This window comes from Exiguobacterium sp. s70 (assembly GCF_018618315.1).
Lineage (GTDB): Bacteria > Bacillota > Bacilli > Exiguobacteriales > Exiguobacteriaceae > Exiguobacterium > Exiguobacterium chiriqhucha.
Genome location: NZ_JACSLV010000002.1, coordinates 165281 through 183475, shown reverse-complemented (window position 1 = coordinate 183475; position 18195 = coordinate 165281). Strand labels below are relative to the sequence as shown.

The 18195-nt window shown below is 51.9% G+C and carries 22 protein-coding genes; 6 read left to right on the top strand and 16 right to left on the bottom strand.

The genetic code is table 11. The features are described from left to right. Positions 1 to 7: 7 nt before the first annotated feature. From KNP84_RS05600 to KNP84_RS05540, 13 genes are all read right to left on the bottom strand, one after another. Positions 8 to 1489, bottom strand: a complete 1482-nt coding sequence (locus tag KNP84_RS05600) for a Na+/H+ antiporter subunit D (RefSeq protein ID WP_021066826.1) — start codon at positions 1487 to 1489, stop codon at positions 8 to 10. Further along, positions 1482 to 1823: a Na(+)/H(+) antiporter subunit C gene (locus KNP84_RS05595; protein WP_021066825.1), complete on the bottom strand. Its 342-nt coding sequence runs from the start codon at positions 1821 to 1823 to the stop codon at positions 1482 to 1484. The genes KNP84_RS05600 and KNP84_RS05595 overlap by 8 nt, the downstream gene beginning before the upstream one ends. Further along, positions 1823 to 2260: a Na(+)/H(+) antiporter subunit B gene (locus KNP84_RS05590; protein ID WP_021066824.1), complete on the bottom strand. Its 438-nt coding sequence runs from the start codon at positions 2258 to 2260 to the stop codon at positions 1823 to 1825. Before KNP84_RS05590 ends, KNP84_RS05595 begins: the two co-directional genes overlap by 1 nt. Then, positions 2244 to 4673, bottom strand: a complete 2430-nt coding sequence (locus KNP84_RS05585) for a Na+/H+ antiporter subunit A (protein WP_215114462.1) — start codon at positions 4671 to 4673, stop codon at positions 2244 to 2246. The genes KNP84_RS05590 and KNP84_RS05585 overlap by 17 nt, the downstream gene beginning before the upstream one ends. Positions 4674 to 5046: 373 nt before the next feature. Next, a complete protein-coding gene (gene trxA, locus KNP84_RS05580; RefSeq protein ID WP_021066822.1) occupies positions 5047 to 5361 on the bottom strand; it encodes a thioredoxin in 315 nt (104 codons plus the stop codon). Between the two features lie 107 nt (positions 5362 to 5468). Further along, positions 5469 to 6434 carry an electron transfer flavoprotein subunit alpha/FixB family protein gene (locus KNP84_RS05575; RefSeq protein WP_214713966.1) on the bottom strand — a complete coding sequence of 322 codons (966 nt, stop codon included), beginning with the start codon at positions 6432 to 6434 and terminating at the stop codon, positions 5469 to 5471. Positions 6435 to 6447: 13 nt separating this feature from the next. Next, positions 6448 to 7221 carry an electron transfer flavoprotein subunit beta/FixA family protein gene (locus tag KNP84_RS05570; RefSeq protein WP_021066820.1) on the bottom strand — a complete coding sequence of 258 codons (774 nt, stop codon included), beginning with the start codon at positions 7219 to 7221 and terminating at the stop codon, positions 6448 to 6450. An 80-nt stretch (positions 7222 to 7301) separates the two neighbouring features. After that, positions 7302 to 7880 carry a fatty acid metabolism transcriptional regulator FadR gene (locus tag KNP84_RS05565; RefSeq protein WP_021066819.1) on the bottom strand — a complete coding sequence of 193 codons (579 nt, stop codon included), beginning with the start codon at positions 7878 to 7880 and terminating at the stop codon, positions 7302 to 7304. 80 nt (positions 7881 to 7960) lie between these two features. Then, a complete protein-coding gene (locus tag KNP84_RS05560) occupies positions 7961 to 9634 on the bottom strand; it encodes an AMP-binding protein (RefSeq protein ID WP_215114461.1) in 1674 nt (557 codons plus the stop codon). A 137-nt stretch (positions 9635 to 9771) separates the two neighbouring features. After that, positions 9772 to 10239 carry a DUF4825 domain-containing protein gene (locus KNP84_RS05555; protein ID WP_058763177.1) on the bottom strand — a complete coding sequence of 156 codons (468 nt, stop codon included), beginning with the start codon at positions 10237 to 10239 and terminating at the stop codon, positions 9772 to 9774. A 13-nt stretch (positions 10240 to 10252) separates the two neighbouring features. Continuing rightward, the gene (locus KNP84_RS05550; RefSeq protein WP_215114460.1) at positions 10253 to 11383 is read right to left on the bottom strand and encodes an ABC transporter permease subunit; all 1131 of its coding nucleotides are present in this window, start codon (positions 11381 to 11383) and stop codon (positions 10253 to 10255) included. Continuing rightward, a complete protein-coding gene (locus KNP84_RS05545) occupies positions 11373 to 12254 on the bottom strand; it encodes an ABC transporter ATP-binding protein (RefSeq protein WP_214802986.1) in 882 nt (293 codons plus the stop codon). Before KNP84_RS05545 ends, KNP84_RS05550 begins: the two co-directional genes overlap by 11 nt. Continuing rightward, entirely contained in the window at positions 12229 to 12630 is a 402-nt protein-coding gene (locus tag KNP84_RS05540) for a GntR family transcriptional regulator (RefSeq protein ID WP_021066814.1), read from the bottom strand. Before KNP84_RS05540 ends, KNP84_RS05545 begins: the two co-directional genes overlap by 26 nt. Before the next feature lie 179 nt (positions 12631 to 12809). Between KNP84_RS05540 and KNP84_RS05535 the strand changes: the two genes are divergently transcribed. From KNP84_RS05535 to KNP84_RS05510, 6 genes are all read left to right on the top strand, one after another. Then, on the top strand, positions 12810 to 13562 hold the full coding sequence (locus KNP84_RS05535; protein ID WP_058763172.1) for a hypothetical protein: 753 nt from the start codon (positions 12810 to 12812) through the stop codon (positions 13560 to 13562). A 121-nt stretch (positions 13563 to 13683) separates the two neighbouring features. Next, positions 13684 to 14094: a MarR family winged helix-turn-helix transcriptional regulator gene (locus KNP84_RS05530; protein ID WP_215114459.1), complete on the top strand. Its 411-nt coding sequence runs from the start codon at positions 13684 to 13686 to the stop codon at positions 14092 to 14094. Between the two features lie 23 nt (positions 14095 to 14117). Continuing rightward, on the top strand, positions 14118 to 14756 hold the full coding sequence (locus tag KNP84_RS05525; RefSeq protein ID WP_215114458.1) for a nitroreductase family protein: 639 nt from the start codon (positions 14118 to 14120) through the stop codon (positions 14754 to 14756). 15 nt (positions 14757 to 14771) lie between these two features. After that, positions 14772 to 15065, top strand: coding sequence for a putative quinol monooxygenase (locus KNP84_RS05520; RefSeq protein WP_215114457.1), 294 nt, complete (start codon positions 14772 to 14774; stop codon positions 15063 to 15065). Between the two features lies 1 nt (position 15066). Then, the gene (locus tag KNP84_RS05515; protein WP_215114456.1) at positions 15067 to 15423 is read left to right on the top strand and encodes a DUF1304 domain-containing protein; all 357 of its coding nucleotides are present in this window, start codon (positions 15067 to 15069) and stop codon (positions 15421 to 15423) included. Between the two features lie 77 nt (positions 15424 to 15500). After that, complete coding sequence (locus tag KNP84_RS05510; protein WP_215114455.1) at positions 15501 to 15773, top strand: CPCC family cysteine-rich protein; 273 nt, start codon at positions 15501 to 15503, stop codon at positions 15771 to 15773. A gap of 45 nt (positions 15774 to 15818) precedes the next feature. On the opposite strand, the gene KNP84_RS05505 is transcribed toward KNP84_RS05510, so the two are convergent. The 3 genes from KNP84_RS05505 to KNP84_RS05495 form a co-directional block, all read right to left on the bottom strand. Further along, positions 15819 to 17357 carry a hypothetical protein gene (locus KNP84_RS05505; protein ID WP_021066805.1) on the bottom strand — a complete coding sequence of 513 codons (1539 nt, stop codon included), beginning with the start codon at positions 17355 to 17357 and terminating at the stop codon, positions 15819 to 15821. 127 nt (positions 17358 to 17484) lie between these two features. After that, on the bottom strand, positions 17485 to 17742 hold the full coding sequence (locus KNP84_RS05500; protein ID WP_215114454.1) for a hypothetical protein: 258 nt from the start codon (positions 17740 to 17742) through the stop codon (positions 17485 to 17487). Between the two features lie 8 nt (positions 17743 to 17750). Beyond that, positions 17751 to 18194, bottom strand: coding sequence for a hypothetical protein (locus KNP84_RS05495; RefSeq protein ID WP_215114453.1), 444 nt, complete (start codon positions 18192 to 18194; stop codon positions 17751 to 17753). Between the last annotated feature and the right edge of the window lies 1 nt (position 18195).

The window sequence follows — 18195 nt, the reverse complement described above, 5'->3', positions numbered from 1 at the left end:
CTCTAAATCACTCCTTAATCACGGCATCGATATAGATTTCGGGTTGCACGAGCGGTTCAATTGCCTGGGTAATGAACGGATGCATCGCCTCGGCGCCGAACCCGTAAGCCACGGCGACGGCGACGAGCAAGAACGTCGGCACGATGAGTTTCTTCATGTGCGGAACGAGCGGACCGTCGTAGGCACGCTTCTCTTCTCCCCAGAATCCGTACAAGAAGATTTTGATGACGGAGAAGAGGACGAACAAACTCGACAGCAAGATGAGGAGTGGCCCGAACAGGCTGCCCTCGGCGACCCCACCTTGAACGATTAACAGTTTCCCGAAGAATCCGCTAAGCGGCGGAATCCCGGCGAGCGACAAGGCGGCGATGAAGAACGTCCAGCCGAACAGCGGGAACCGGGTAATCAAGCCACCCATGTCGCGTAACTGACCAGACTTGGTGATGCCGATCATCATGCCGACGAGCATGAACAAGGCGGCCTTGATCAACATGTCATGAATCAAGTAGTAAAGCGCCCCTTCGAGCGACGTCTGCGTGTTGAGCGCAATCCCATAGAGAATCACGCCGACTGCGATCATGATGTTGTAGATGATGATCAATTTGACGTCATTATAGGCGATGGCGCCGATCATCCCGATGACGATCGTCAACACGGCGAGAATAATCAAGAAGTTCTGCGTGAACGACCCGACATCAAACAGGAGCGTGTATGTCCGCAAAATCGAGTATACCCCGACTTTCGTCAGAAGCGCCCCGAACATAGCAAGGATTGGCGTCGGTGCCACGACATACGAGCCCGGGAGCCAGTAGTGTAACGGTACGAGTGCCCCTTTTAAACCGAAGACAATCATGAACAATACCCCGATGACGACGAGAACAGATTGATTCTCGACGAGCGGAATCTTCTGCGCGAGGTCAGCCAAGCTGAGCGTGCCGACCGTTCCGTAAAGTAGCGCGACGGCCATGACGAACAACGCCGAGGCGATGACGTTCACGAGCAAGTACTTGATTGACTCGCGAAGTTGGACCCCTTTCCCGCCGAGGACGATCAACACGTATGACGAGATGAGGAACACTTCGAAGAAGACGAACAAGTTGAAGATATCGCCTGTCGTGAAGGCACCGTTCACCCCGACGAGGAGGAACAGCATCGCGACGTAGACGTAGTTCGATTCATACGCGTCCGAGAAGTAATGGGTCGCGAACCAGACGATGAAGAAGACGATCAACGTCGACGTAGCGACGAGCAATGCCGACAGCATGTCCGAGACGAGCGTGATTCCGAACGGTGCCGGCCAGTTTCCTAAGTTGACGGTCAAGATGCCGTCCTGTGACACGGTGAAGATTAGCAGCACCGTCACTGCGAACGTTACAAGTAAAGCCCCGAGTGCCACTCCGCGTTGCAGACGAATCTGCTTCGGCGCGAAGAGGAGGATGATGGCCGCAAGCGCCGGGATGACAATCGGAAAGATCGGTAAGTTAATCATTCGATTCCGTTCCTTTCATTTCCTCAATATTATCCGTATTTAGTTCTTGATAGGCCCGATACGCGAGCACTAGGAAGAACGCGGTCACCCCGAAGCTGATGACGATGGCCGTCAAGACGAGCGCTTGCGGGAGCGGATCGGTATATTCCGTCACCCCGTCGACGAGGACTGGTGCCGCTCCGGTTTTCAATCCGCCCATCGTCAAGACGAGTAAGTGGGCGGCGTGACTGAGCAGGCCGGTGCCGATGATGATGCGCAACAAACTCTTTGAGAGAATCATATAGACAGCGCTCATCGTCAAGACACCGATGATGATGCTAACGAAGATTTCCATTATTCACTCTCTCCAATCGTTTGAATGATCGTCATCGTCACACCGATGACCACAAGGTAAACACCAAGGTCGAAGGCGATTGCCGTGTGAAGCGTCTGTTCGCCTAAGAGCGGCAAGTCAAACTTACCATACGCATGCGTCAGGAACGGACGGTCCCAGAAGATGCTGTGAAGCGACGTCAGTAACGCGATAGCTAGACCGAGCGCCGTCATCTTGCGATAGTCGAACGGAAGCACGTCGGCGAGCGTTTTCGAATCAAAGGCAAGGAGCAACAATACGAGCGCAGCCGCCGTCATCAAACCACCGATGAAGCCTCCGCCCGGCGAATAGTGCCCGGCGAAGAAGAGATTGATTGAGAACACGATGATGATGAAGAAGATGATCACCGCGGCCGTCTGTAAGATGACGTCATTGACTTGATCATTTTTTCGGTTCATGTTCACGTGCTCCTTTCGTACGTTCTGTCGTTCTGAATTTGATCATCGTGTAAATCCCGATGGCCGCGATGGCAAGGACGACGATCTCGAACAACGTATCAAAGCCCCGGAAGTCGACAAGGACAACGTTGACCATGTTTTTCCCGGCTGCTAAATCATAGACATTTTCTTTATAGTACTCTGAGATTGACGACAGGGAACGGTTCGATAGCGCCATGAAGCTGAGGAGCATGACCGTCACCCCGACGATTATCGAGACGATTGCATTCTCGATTTTGAATTTCACGCGCACTTCTTTCTTGCTGATCTCTGGCATATGGTAGAAGACGAGCAAGAACAGCGCGACCGATACCGTCTCGATGACGAGCTGCGTCAAAGCCAGGTCCGGTGCATTGAAGAAGACGAAGAACAACGCGACCGAATACCCGACGACACCGAGCAGAATGATCGATGGCAGGCGCGAACGCATGAACAGAATTGCGATTGATGCCAAGATGACAACAGCCCCGAGGACGTATTCATATGGTGCGACAGGTTCCATCTCGCCGAACGAGAAGTTGAACAAATCGAACCAATACATCGAGAACAACATCATGCCTGACAAGAACAAGAAAATGTAGACCAAATACGAGCGGATGAAGCCCGTCATATAGTTATCTTTGAAGCGGTACGCCGCCTTGTTCGACCAGACGAGCGTCCCGTCATACATGCCGTTTAGCGTCAAGCGGTGTGGAATCCGGTTATAGATGCCCATCCACTTGTTGATCGTATAGAACATGAGCGTCCCGAGCAGGATGACGCCGATCGTCATAAACAGCTCCGGTGTCAATCCGTGCCAGAAGTAGATGTCCACTTTGACTTCTTGCCCGCTCGCGACGAGCGTCGGATAAATCGATTCGACGGCCGGCTTGATGAGCGAGTTCGATAACACGTTCGGCACGAATCCGAGCACGACGACGAGGATGGCGAGAATCGCTGGCGGGATGAGCATCCCGATCGGTGCCTCGTGCGGCTGTTTCGGCAATTTGTCGAACTGGGCTTTGCCCATGAACGTCCGCGTGAAGATAATCAAGCTGTAGATGAACGTGAACACACTCGCGATGAATGCGACGACCGGAATCAAGATGCCGATCGTATCGAGCGCGAAGAAGTCCATTGAGAACACTTTCGTCGTCGCCTTCAAGAACATCTCTTTACTGAGGAAGCCGTTGAACGGCGGTAACCCTGCCATCGACAATGAGCCGATGACGGCGATTGTGAACGTGATCGGCATGACGGTCATGAGACCGCCGAGTTTGCGAATGTCACGCGTCCCGGTCTCATGGTCGACGATCCCGACCATCATGAACAGCGACCCTTTGAATGTCGCGTGGTTAATCAAGTGGAAGATTGCCGCGATCGTCGCGACCATATAGATGTTGTCATCCATGCCGTCATAATGAAGCGCCGCGGCACCGAGTCCGAGGAGCGACATGATGAGACCGAGCTGACTGACCGTCGAGAAGGCGAGAATCCCTTTCAAATCGGTCTGTTTGACCGCGTTGAACGAACCCCAGAACAAGGTGAACGTCCCGACCACGGCGATCGTCCATAGCCAGATTGGTGACTCTTGGAACACCGGGCTCATCCGTGCGACGAGATAGAGACCGGCCTTGACCATCGTCGCCGAGTGGAGGTACGCACTGACCGGGGTCGGTGCTTCCATCGCGTCCGGCAACCAGATGTGGAACGGGAATTGCGCCGACTTCGTGAAGGCTCCGAGCAAGATGAGGATCATCGCCGCGATAAAGAACGGGCTGTCCGCGATCACTGCCTGATTGGCCACCATGTCGCGGATGCTGAACGAGCCGACGATCGACTCGAGAATCACGATCCCCCCGAGCATCGACAGACCACCGAACACGGTGATGAGCATCGATTTACGCGCCCCGTAGCGAGAGCGCTCTTTCTCGTACCAGTACCCGATCAAGAGGAACGACGAAATCGACGTAAGTTCCCAGAACATGTACATGACGACCATGTTGTCCGAGAGGACGACACCGAGCATCGCGCCCATGAACAAGAGCAGATACACATAAAAATGACCGAGCGACTCTTTGTCTTTATTCAAGTAATAAATCGAATAAAGGACGACGAGCGCCCCAATCCCTGTAATCAGGAGGGCAAACAATAGTCCGAGCCCGTCCACGTAGGCCGTGAAGTTGATGCCGAGCGATGGCATCCATTCGACCGTTTCCGTCACGACGTCTCCCGCGCTCGTGATTCCGATGAAGCGGAAGAAGTACACGAATAGGACGACCGGAACGATTAACACGAACCAACCCGTGTGGATTCGCTTCAGCGCCCGGAACAAGAACGGGATGAACGGTGCCGCGAGAAGCGGCAATAAGATAGCTAAATGTAACACCGACAAGAAAATTCCTCCTTCGAACAGAGTCTTACAAACGATGGCTTAATTATTAAGGTCATTTGACGCCATCACGTCTTCTTCATGAGTATAGCGTAAATTTTCAGTCTGTTTCCATGATAAAACCTTCGCGTATTTTGACGCCTCCCCGATTTCTCCCGAACTGTTAAATATGAAGGGAGTCGACAAAAAGCGACGAAAAAAAATTACAATCGCACTCTATATGTATGCGTTTTCAGGTGGTGATTTGTCCGAATTCTCGCCCTCAATCCGTACCGAACCTTAACCGTTGATATTCCATGCGAAACGACTAAACTCCTTCTTCCCTAACACGCCCAACAAAAAACAGCCGACCAGTTGCCCGGTCGGCTGTACGTGATTATTGTGCTGTTGCGATAAACTCTTTGAGTGCTTCTTTTGGTTGGAAGCCCATTGTTTTCGAAACAGGTTGTCCGTCTTTGAACATCATAAGTGTTGGGATACTTTGGATTTGGAAAGCGCCCGCTACTTCTGGGTTCTCGTCAACGTCGAGTTTAACGATTTGGACTTGGTCGCCCATCTCTTGGTCAAGCTCTTCGAGTACCGGTGCGATCATGCGGCACGGTCCACACCAAGCTGCCCAGAAATCGACGAGGACGACGCCCTCTTTTACTTCTTGTTCAAATGTTTGAGTCGTTGCGTGTTTAATAGCCATTTGGTAAATACCTCCCCAGTAAGATGTGAGAGCCGAATGAATCACTCTCATGCATTTCATGTTCAGAGTATACCACGGAGGGTACGTTTCCCCAAACGTTCTGCATATCAGCTATTGACGAGGTGTTTGCGGAACTCTTCCGTCAAGAGTGGGACGACGTCGAACAAGTCGCCGACGATGCCGTAATCGGCCACGCTAAAGATGTTCGCTTCCGGGTCTTTGTTGATGGCGACGATGACTTTGGCGTTGCTCATCCCAGCCAAGTGTTGAATCGCGCCCGAGATGCCGCAAGCGATATATAGGTCCGGCGTGACGACTTTCCCCGTCTGACCGATTTGAAGTGCGTAGTCGCAATAGTCGGCGTCACATGCTCCACGTGAAGCACCGACGGCACCGCCAAGCAGTTCAGCGAGTTCTTCGAGCGGCTTGAAGCCGTCTTCGCTCTTGACGCCACGGCCACCGGCGACGATGACTTTCGCTTCCGTCAAATCGACTTTCCCCGTCGCCTTGCGAACGACTTCTTTGACGATCATGGCGAGGTCTTTCAGTTCAACGCTCGGTGTCTCGACCGTAGCGCTCGCCCCGGCCGTACGCGGAAGTGCGTCGATGTTGTTCGGGCGGATCGTGAAGAACATGACCGAGTCTTTGAACTTCACTTTCTCGAACGCCTTCCCTGAATAAATCGGGCGGACGAACTCGGCGTCTTTGCCTGATCCTTCGATTGAGACGACGTCACTGATGAGACCTGCGTCAAGACGCGCCGCGAGTTTCGGGGCGATGTCTTTCCCGAGTGCCGTATGACCGAGCACGATCATGTCCGGTGACTCTTGGTCGATGACTTGGCGGAGCACTTGCCCATAACCGTCCGGCGTGTAGTGCTTGAGACGCTCGTCTTCGATGACGAGGACGCGACCCGCGCCGTACTCCCCGAGTTCCGTCGCGAGTGCTTTGACGTCATCCCCGATGACGACTGCCGTCACGTCGTCCGTCAATTGCTTCGCTGCAGCGATTGCTTCAAATGATACGTTCCGTAACGCGCCTTCACGCGCTTCTGCGAGTACTAAAGCTTTCATCTATGTGTCCCCCTTAAATGACTTTTGCTTCCGTGCGAAGTAATTGAACGAGCTCGCTCACTTGTGACGACGTATCCCCTTCAAGGATGCGCCCAGCTTTCTTCTCTTCTGGCAAGAAACGTTCGATCGTCTCGATTTTCGCTTCGATCTCGTCTTCATCGAGGTCGATGTCCGACAGTTCGAGTTCTTCGAGTGGCTTCTTCTTCGCCTTCATGATGCCTGGAAGGCTCGGGTAACGTGGTTCGTTCAATCCTTGCTGCGCTGTCACGAGGAGCGGGAGCGCCACTTCGATCACTTCAGTGTCCCCTTCGACGTCGCGTGTGACCGTCGCCGTTGTGCCGTCGATGTCGAGCTTCGTGATCGTCGTCACGTAGTTCATGTCTAACAGTTCAGCGACGCGTGGTGCGACTTGGCCGCTACCGCCGTCGATGGCGACGTTCCCCGCGAAGATGAGATCTGGTGCTTGCTCTTTCAAGTACGTGGCGAGCACTTTCGAAATCGTCACATGGTCTGCGTCCTCGACGTCATCCTCGATTGAGATGCGGACCGCTTTGTCCGCACCCATCGCGAGCGCCGTCCGAAGTTCTTTGTCCGCGTCTTCTGGTCCGACCGTTACGACCGTGACTTCTCCCCCGAGATCGTCACGCTTACGGATGGCTTCTTCGACCGCATATTCGTCATACGGGTTGATGATGAACTCAGCGCCGTCTTCTTGAATTTCCCCATTCTCGAGCTGAATCGCTTCCTCTGTATCGAACGTACGCTTCAGCAATACAAAAATATTCATCGTAGTTCCCCCTTATAAGTTGTTCATACCATCATTCATGAATCAGCGTTCATTTTTTGAGCTAGCGAGAGGGCTTACGGTTAAGCAAGCCCTTTTTTTAACATATGGTGTACTTTCGGTAGCGTCGACATCAAGTCATACTTGAAGCCGCTCGCCATCCAACTCGTGACCACTTCGTCGATCGTGCCGAAAATCATCTGCCGAGCGAGTCGATAGTCGAGATCGCGATCGAATTCGCCGGTGTCGATTCCGTGTTGTACGACCGCATCGATTAAGTTCAAGTACGGTTTGAGCACTTCGCTAATCTTTTGTCGGAGCGCCAAGTTCGACTGCCGGAGCTCGATTTGCGTCACGACGGCGAGGTCGTAATCGGCCGATAGTTGCTTCAAGTGCGACTCAATCAACTGATACAGTTTGTCGCCGGCCGTCGTCTCCCGCTCGATTTGTTGTTTCGAGTAGTCGATGAACAGGCCCATCTTCGTCTGGAACAATTCAATCAACAGATGTTCCTTGTTTTTGAAGTACAGATAAATCGTTCCGTCGGCGACGCCCGCCTCTTTGGCGATGGCCGTCACCTTTGCACCGTGATAGCCATGATCCGCAATCACTTTCACTGCCGCATCGATAATGCGGTCACTTTTTGATCCATTCTTTGTCATAAACACCCAAGCTCCTTACCGCTGCTTAAAAATGAATGATGGTTCATTCGTTTATTATTCTATCATGTGACACGCTTGTGTCAACTGCTTTGTTTCACTTGTTTCGCCTTCTCTTCGTCGACGAGGACGCGACGTAAAATCTTACCGACGAACGTCTTCGGCAACTCTTCCCGGAACTCATACAGCTTCGGTACTTTATACGCTGCGAGCTTCTCGCGACAGTGCTTGTCGAGCTCTTCTTCCGTCACGCTGGCGCCGTCACGCGTCACGATGAACGCCTTGACCGTCTCACCGCGATACGGGTCCGGTACGCCGATACAGACCGCTTCCTTGACGGCCGGATGTTCGTATAGCACTTCTTCGATCTCACGCGGATAGACGTTGAAGCCTCCGGCGATAATCATGTCTTTCTTGCGGTCGACGATATAGAAGAACCCGTCCTCGCCCATATAGCCGAGGTCACCGGTCGCGAGCCATCCGTCCTTCAAGACGGCTGCCGTCTCTTCCGGCTTTTGCCAGTACCCTTTCATAACTTGTGGGCCGTGCAGCATGATCTCCCCGATTTCACCGATATCAGCCAGCGTCTCTCCATCTGCCTTTACAATTTTAGCAGAAGTATCCGACAACGGCACCCCAATCGAGCCGACAATCCGTTTATCCCATAAGAAGTTCGCATGTGTGACCGGTGACGTCTCGGACAAGCCGTAGCCTTCGACGATGCGTCCGCCCGTGATGCTCTCGAACTGCTCCTGTACTTCGACCGGCAGCGGGGCCGAGCCGGAGATACACGCCTCGATTGACGACAAGTCGTATTTCTTCAGTTTCGGGTCATTGAGGATACCGACGTACATCGTCGGGGCGCCCGGGAAGAAGTGTGGTTTCTTCTTATTGATCGTCTTCAAGACGTCGGTGACGTCGAAGCGTGGCACGAGGACGAGCTCATATCCGTTCGCCATCCCGAAGTTCAGGCAGCACGACATGCCGTAAATATGGAAGAACGGCACGACGCATAAGACCCGCTTCTCATCACCGCGGTTATATTTATAGAAGAAGTTCGAAATCTGGTCGACGTTCGCCGTCAAGTTAAAGTGGGTCAACATGACGCCTTTCGGCAGTCCCGTCGTCCCGCCCGTATACTGTAGCACCGCGACATCTTCTTTCGGGTCGACCGCGACCGGCGTGATCGGATCGAACTGTTTATAGTCCTTGAACGCGACCGAACCTGTCGTATCGATGACGATATTGTTCTCGCGCTTCACTTTGATTGGATACAGCTTATTTTTCGGGAACGGTAGATAGTCGGCGATACTCGTCGTGATAATCGTTTTGACGTCCGTCTTCTGCTTCACACGAAGTGATTTTGGATACAGGAGGTCGAGCGTAACGATGATGCTCGCACCGGAGTCCGTGATCAAGTTCTCGAGCTCATGCTCCGTGTAGAGCGGATTCGTCTGGACGACCGTACCGCCGGCGTACAGGACCGCATAGAACGAAATGACGAATTGCGGACAGTTCGGCAGCATCAGACTGACACGGTCCCCTTTTTGCAACCCTTTCGATTGAAGCATCGTCGCCAACCGTTTCGCCGCATCGTCGACTTCGGCGAACGTCAACTCTTTGCCGATGAATGAGATGGCGGTCTTGTTCGGGAAATCGGTCGCGGCTCGGGATAGCGCATCATAGAGCGGCTTCACCTCATAGTCAATCGTTTTCGGCATGTCAGCTGGATAATCTTGCAACCACGGTTTGTTCATCGCTTTTCCTCCTTGGAATGAATAGTCATTCAGTTAACTCTATTATAATGCCAAGAAAACGCTTTCATCTACCCTTTACCCGATAATTTTCAGAAAATATCGAAAAAACGTGTGCGGATGAAAGTTTCCGCACACGTTCAGATTCTCTTGAAATAGGCTTCCGTCTGTTCTTCGTTGCTGATTTTCTCGTCCAAACGGTCCTTCAACTCCTTCTCCCACTTAATCGTCGAGAAGTCGATGTCGAGCCACGCCTCCATCTCCGGGCGTGAGAATGCGTACGTCCGGTTCGGGAAAGCGAAGCGAACGATTTCCGCGTTTTGGACGAGCGTGAAATACGTCGCCGCGTTGCGAATCGCCAACCGCTCTTGCTCGATGCGCTCGATTTCCGGGTCGCTGTAGCGCACCGTCAAGCCGTACGGCCGCTTCGACGTCTGTAGCTCGATCGACTTGTAGCAGTCATGCATCGGCAACGTCTGGGCGATGCCCGAGACAGCGCTGTTGTCCCCGACGTATGAATCTTTGTATTGGAAGGCGTTCGGTCGATGGGTATCCCCGCATCCCGCGAGCATGACGAGCAAGACGACGAGCAGACTGAGCCGTTTCATGAAAATCCTCCTTTTAAGATTTTAGTTTCAAGTTAAAGCGGTAAAGCAACCGTTTCGCGAGCAAGTGCGCGATGAAGCCGCCGATCGCGAAACCGACAATGTATAAGACGATATTTGCCGAGAACGTGATGGCTGACAGCATGATGCCACCGAGCATGCCGAAGCAGAGCACCATGACGAGATGGACGAGCCAGAGCCAGTTTGAGAACATGAAGAAACGGCCATTGTTCTCTTGCGGGGCCCGGTTGAACGTCCATAAGCCGAGACCGAACGAGATCACGATTGACGCGAGCGCACTGAGTGGTGCCACCGTGACAAAGTCTTCCCATAACCCGTTCGATCTGAAGATGTCATACGTGTCGATGTTGAAAATATTCGCCAGCGGTGAAATGACGCGCAACGGGATACTTTCCATCCACACTTGGGTCAAACTGTACGATACATCAATGAAGCGCTCGAACGTGTACAGCGACCCTTCAATCAAAGAAATGATGCCAATCGGGAAAAGAAGTGCAACGAATGACCAAAGTGCCTGTGAAATCGACTCGCCTCCGAATGAACCCATCCAAAGCGAGATCGAGAAGACAGAGATGCCGGTCAACATCATAAATAAAATCATGATGGAGACCTCTAAATCTTTTGGCTGAATCAAAAAGCTAAAGTCCGACAAGTGGATGATCGCCATCAAGAGCGGGCCACCGAGCAGCGTCGCGACGATGAAACCACTCGCCCCAATCAGCCATTTCGATATGTACAATTGGGTCCGCGTGAACGGAAGCGACATCGAGAAGTCGGACATTTGGCTGTTCCGTTCTCCGCCAATCAGCACCGATGCCATGAGCAGTCCGAAGACGACGTAAAGGAAAATGACCATCCCCATCGGAATGAGTGACATCAAACCGTTGTATAGCATCCCAACGCTATCGCCCGATTCAAAGAACCATCTGTCCGGCAGGTTTGAGGCGTCCAATGGAACCCCCTCGTAAGACGACGGGTTGGCCCGGATATTCTCGATTTCTCGATTGAAATCATCCAGCTGTGTCCACGTCGGTACCGTGAACACGATGACACTCAACACGACGAGCAACATCCACAAAATCGAGACTTGTTTCCAATCTTTCTTTAATAGGACTTTAAAAGACACTTGCCTCACCTCCTAATTGGACCCGGAAGATGTCTTCGAGCGACATCGGGATTTCTTCGACGAGCATCGGGTCGTGCGCATCGACGAACGTATCGAGCTCTTTCGTCCGTTCTTTCGCCATGAACAAGGCGACGCGTCCGGTCACATTGATGATTTCGATGTCCTTGCGCTCGAGCAGTTCGACCGGTACTTGGTCGTTGAAGACGACTTGCAGTTTGACGCTCGTCTCGCGCGCCTCCTCGAGCGACATGATCGCCTTGACGCGGCCCTTCTCGATCATGATGATGCGGTCGGCGATTCGTTCGAGCTCATGTAACTGGTGACTCGAGACGATGATGGAACAGTTCCGTGCCTCGACTTGGGCAATCATCAGCTTCAAGACGTCCGACTTGGCGACGACGTCGAGTCCGTCCGTCGGCTCATCGAGCAGATAATATTTCGCTTGGACGGCGAACGCGAGCGAGAGCGTCACCATCGCCTTTTGCCCTTTCGAGAGCTGGCGAATCTTCTTGTTATCGATGTTATAGCGAGTGAGCGTCTCTCTGAAAATCGATCGGTTGAACGATGGGTAAATCGATTCGTAGAGCGCAGCCGCTTCGTTAATCGTATAATGTTTGAGGGCATCGGCCGAATCCGGGACGAAGATGACGTCACGCTTCAACTCTGCTTTCTCAAAGATGCTTGACGGTCCGTAGCGGACATCACCTTTATCCGGTCGAATGATGCCGACCATCGTTCGGAGCAGCGTCGTTTTTCCGGCTCCGTTCCGGCCGACGAGCGCGATGATTTCACCCGAGTTGACCGTGAAGTCGATATCTTCTAACACTGGCTGGCGATCGATCGTCTTACTCAGTTGCTGTACTGTCAGCATGGTTCTCCCCTACTTTCTTATACTCTGTCTCAAATAGCGTCAGCGCTTCGGTGAGCTCAATATTGGCATAATGGCAATCGATGGCGAGTTTCTTGATCGCTTCAAGGATCGGCGCGCGCGGCGAGTCTTGGTCAATCCAGTCCTCGGACACGAACGTCCCGCGTCCGCGATGCATCTCGAGCAAGCCGAGCCGTTCGAGTTCCTGATACGCCTTGCTGACCGTGTTTGGATTGATGACGAGGTCGGTCGCGAGTTCACGCACCGACATGACTTTATCCCCCGGACGTAAGATGCCACGGATGACGAGCGCTTTCGTCTGGTTGACGATTTGTTCATACAGCGGTTCCGCGCTCTTCATATCAATTTTATATAACATGGGTCACACCCTTTCTTGTGTACGTAACTTAAGTGTATTATATGTATTAGTACACGTAAAGATATTAGTTCTTCAAGGGCACTTTCAGTTTACAGGTATTTGGTAATAAATTGAATACGACTTTGGACCGAGGTAGGACACTTCCATTTCAGGTACATTGGTAGAGAGGTGAATCAAAAATGAGAAAACGATGGTTAGTCGCGACCGCTGTCGCCGTGACCGCGCTTGGCACGACATGGTCGACGTATGCAAAACAAGATGAAGAAGAACGATACGCATCCTATATTGAAGATACATATGGAGAGGACGTCGAGGTCACGCTCAAGCGCGACTGGAAGATGGGCGGCTATGCGGCCGAGTTCACGCTGACTGATCCGATACTCGAAGGGGACTATTGGGCCGAGACGTATCGGTCTGATCAAACGATCCATGACAACGTGCTCGAACACGTCTGGCAACAAGAGGCCGAAGACACGTTCAAGGAGCGACTCGAGCAGCTCGATTTGTTGACGGAGGCAGAGACGGTCCGCGCGAGTGTGCCGACCGGTGTGGATGAAGGCGTTGCGACGACCGTACGCCCTACCCCGACGTCCGTCTTCGACGTCGAGTCGAAAGAGTTCTTGGACGTGTCGGTCATGTTCCATGAGGACTGGGCGAACACTGATGCACAGAAACAACGGATGCTCGACGTGATTCGCGCTTTGGAGGACGACGTCTATTCGGTTCACTTCTCATTCGATGGGACACCGTATGAGGATGATGACTTCACCGAGCGGTATTTGAACGTCGCCCGCGATTCCTTACCGGGAGAACCGGCGATGCATGAAATTCAGACGATTGAGGACTTGAATCGTCATGATCGACTATATGGCTTCGACGAGACGACGTTCATCCATGACTACCACTTCGATGGCACCAAATATGAAGACTGATCACCATTCGCAAAAGCGAATGGTTTTTTTGTGAGCATTCTCCTTTACAGCACGTCGTGAATGTTTTACATTTGACGAGTCAACAATTGACTTATCAAATGAGAGGGGTGAGATACCACAGATGGAATTACGAGACATCAGCCGACTGCTGTACCAAATCAAACTGGCGGACCAACGCGTCGCGACCTCGTTCGAGAAAGAGACGGGCTTCAGCCTGACCCGCTACGAGATGCTCATGATTGTGCATGACAAGGGCGTCTGTCCGCAAAGCGAGATTCAGCAGGCGATGAAAATCGACAATGCGGCCATCACCCGCCATTTGAAGATCCTTGAAGAAAAAGGCTACGTCCGACGGGAACGGAACACCGCGAACCATCGTGAAGTGTTCGTCCATTTAACCGACGAAGCCAAGCATGACTTGACGAGTTGTGAACAAGACCACGACCGCGGCAAGCACTTGATCACAAAAGTGCTATCCGAATCAGAGATCAACCAGCTGTCGAGTCTGCTGCAAAAGCTTAACCAACTATAACAAGAGAGAAAGAGGTAATATCCATGGCAACTACATTCGAAAACAACACATTCACTGACGTGATGCTCGGTCGTAAATCGATCCGCGTCTACGACGAGAACGTTAAAATCTCACAACTTGAAATGCTTCAAATGATTGAGGAAGCGACAACGGCTCCTTCTTCAGTCAACATGCAACCGTGGCGATTCGTCGTCGTCGAAAGCCCAGAGGCGAAAGAGACGCTCAAGCCACTCATCCGCTTCAACGTCCGTCAAAACGACACGTCGGCTGCGATGGTCCTCATCTTCGGCGACATGGAGTGCTACGAGCTCGGTGAAGAGATTTACGACCAAGCTGTCGCAGAAGGCAAAATGCCACAAGAAGTACGCGACCAACAGCTCGGCGCCATCCTTCCGTACTACAAGAACTTGTCGACACAAGAGATGAACGACATCGTCAAAATCGACTCGAGTCTCGCTGCGATGCAATTCATGCTCGTCGCCCGTGCTCACGGTTACGACACGAACCCAATCGGTGGTTTCGAGAAAGACCAACTCGCGGAAGCGTTCGGTTTAGATAAAGACCGTTACGTGCCGGTCATGATCCTCTCGGTCGGTAAAGCTGCAGAAGAAGGCTACCAATCGGTACGTCTCGACGCTGAAACAATCACATCATTCAAATAATCGGAGGAATTCCACATGATCTTAATCAACGCTATCTTCGACGTAAAAGAAACAGAATTTGAAAACTTCTTGGCGGACATCAACAAGCTCATCGACTCGTCGAAACAAGAAGCCGGTTGCTTGAGCTATGAGCTGTTCCAATCGACGACTTCAGAGAACCGCTTCGTCATGATCGAGAACTGGGCCGACCAAGCTGCCGTCGAGCAACACAACCAAAACCCGGACCTCATCGCGTTCGCCCAAAACGTAGGCAACTATGTGACGGCGAAGCCGGTGCTCCATGTGACGGAAATCGCGACGGCCAACTAACATGTCCGGGCTCACCCTCGTCCTCGGAACGCTCGTCGCACTCGAGTTCTTCTACATCCTGTATTTAGAGACGTTCGCCACTCGTTCAAAAACGACGGCGCGTGTCTTCAACATGACGGAACAAGAGCTCGCGCGTGATTCCGTGTCGGTGCTGTTCAAGAACCAAGGCGTCTATAACGGATTGATCGGTGTCGGTTTGCTGTACGGTTTATTCGTCAGCCAGTCGACCGAGATTGTCACGATGATCCTCATTTACATCGTGCTCGTCGCCTTGTACGGCAGTGTGACGAGCAATAAAAAAATCATCCTCACACAAGGTGGATTGGCGATTTTGACACTGTTGTCCATGTTGTGGTGAGCTGAAAGCGGTCGACTTCGTGTCGGCCGTTTTTTTGTAGGTGGCGTGCGCTATACTGAAAAGTGAGGTGATGTTCGATGACATACACATGCCCTTGTTGCGGCTATCAAACACTTAACGAAGAACCACCCGGCACGTATGACATTTGCGACATCTGTTTTTGGGAAGACGATGGCGTCCAGTTCAACGACCCGGACTATGAAGGGGGTGCCAACCGTGTGTCGCTTTGGCAAGCGCAACAGAACTACATCCGCTTCGGAGTAAGTGAGCTGCTTTTTAGCGATTCTGTCCGTACGCCAACTGACTACGACATCAAAGACCCAAAGTGGCGACCGTTAACAAAAAAATAAGTATACAAAAACCGCTTCTACGCATTGGTAGAAGCGGCTGTTTGTTTATACACCGAGAATCGCGAACGAGACTCCGACGACACCGATGAGCGCCATGGCGTAAACCGGTACGCGTGGCATTTCACCGTTGTTATCGAGCGCCTTCCCGAACATGTAGAACACGATCGGGTGGACGAGGAACGGCATCGAAAAGATGAGCGGGATGAGAAGCGACGCTTCTGTCCCGAACATGCCGCCTTGGACGGCTGCGAAGAGACCGAAGTGCGAGATGGCTGACGATTGAGCCATCGTCGTGTAGTCGAACGCGATCGTGCTGAAGCTGAGGATGACGAGTCCACCGAAGACCGCCATCATCTGCCAACCGAACGAGAACTGCATGAGCGCCTTCACTTCTTTGAAGTCTTCTCCGTTGGCACCGCGCAAGTTCTTGAGCGAGAGCGCCGTCAATGTAAGACCGACCAAGACGATGATCGCCGTCGGCCAAATCCAGAGCGCCCCGTTATCGGCACTGACTGCCAAAATCGAGAACACGAAAATGTGACCGAAGAACGGGATGTTGATCATGATTGGGGCACGTTTCGCTGCCACTTGACCGAAGTCACCGGCCGTACATGCGCCTGTGAGACCACTGTGCGAGAGCGATCCGGCCATACCTGGTGCGAGGTTGCGGATATGTCCTGTGCGGGCGAACCACATGAGGAGCGCAATCCCACCGAACATCCAGAACAATTGACCGAAGAAACCGTAGACGAGAATCGAGTTCATGCCTTCGATGGCGAACGCATCCCCGATCCGTGAACCACCGACCATGAAGTTGGCGGCCAAGACGACCGGGATCCCGGCGAATAGAAGCGCGCGGACGGTCGGTCCATACGTCCAGTTGTGGAAGATGGCACCAAGTGCTGACGAGAGCAACATAGCAAAGAAGATTTGCGGAAGCGCGATAATCGGCTGTACCGCCACAGCGATGCCGTACGACACGAACAAGATGACGAGCATCAATACCGTCTCGATGACACCTTTGCGCATGTATACCTTCTTGTCGTCGATTTGCGCCTTGTGGTCGATCAAGAGGAACGATGCCGCGAGACCAATCAACGCGAGGATTGGGTAGTAGAGCATGATGCCCTCTGCCGCGCCAGGTTGAATCATCATGCGGAAGAACCCTTCAAGACCGACGAGCAAGAAGAATGAACGAAGAATGAAGATGAACTGTGTCCGTCCTGTCCCGAGGAACATCTCTTCTTTCGATGGCACAACGATGTCTTTCATGTCGAGCTCTTGTTTGCTCAAAATCTTGCGGAGCTCTTGGCCACCGACGAAGAATGAGACAACGAGCGCGATGATCGTCGTCCGTGACATGAAGTCGACGAGCGGGAACTCAGGGAGACCCGGTGTCGCGATGCCCATCTCGACCATGGCGAAGCCAAGTCCAAGACCGAAGATGACGATGACGAGGATTGGTGAAAACCGTGAACCTGCCACGACCATCCGTGATAAAATGACCATCGGGATAACGAAGGCCATGAGCAACCAGAATTGGTTGAGTAATTGTACTTGCGATAATTGCTGAACGATTTCCATGGATAAACCCCTTATACATTTTTTTCACACTGTTTCGAAGTTTACAGGATTGAACATTCTGTGACAAGGGGGTGTGACGGATTGTAAACATTGAAAGCGGAACCAACTGAAATGGTTCCGCTTTCGGTTAGTTATTCGGTTGGCGAAGGCCCCAAACGCCTTTATTTCCCGTGGAATAAAACAAGTCATCTTTTCCATTGAAGCTGGCCGAATCGCTCGAATGGGCGCGAATCTGTTTATTGACGTGAGCCTTCCAGTCTTTATAGCGATCGAGCTCGAGTTGATAGTACGATCGCTCGATGTATGCATAGATTTCTTTCAATGACGCCGTCCCGCCGTGATGCTGGAGGGCGAATTGGATTTTGCGAAGTAGTGCGCGTTTCAAGTTATCCCTCACCTTTCACTAAATACTTCTAAGTACTCTTCAAACTTTTGTTCCACAGCATTAATGATTCTGTTATGAGCAGATTCACCATTTATACGATACTCTTCCTTCACATAAAACATGTCATCAATCAATTCAAAGGGTGGAGAAATGTTGCTTAATCTAGTTGAAGTGGTCGATAGATACTTTAATGGCAGTGTTCTTAAATGCCGTTCCATTTTTGCTTGTGAAAAGTTTGTTGTAAAGTCAGCACTTATATTTTTAAGAGTATAAGAACGGAGTTGCTCGTTTACTAAATCATAATAAGGTTTTGCGAGTTCAGTTATTGAAATTGGCGTATGCCAATCATGAGGACCTCGCTCTAACATAATCTTCAGTACGTTCATTTTGTAAGGTCCCTGTCTATCGAACTCATCTATGTACTGAATGAACCGCTTAAGCCGATCTTTCATA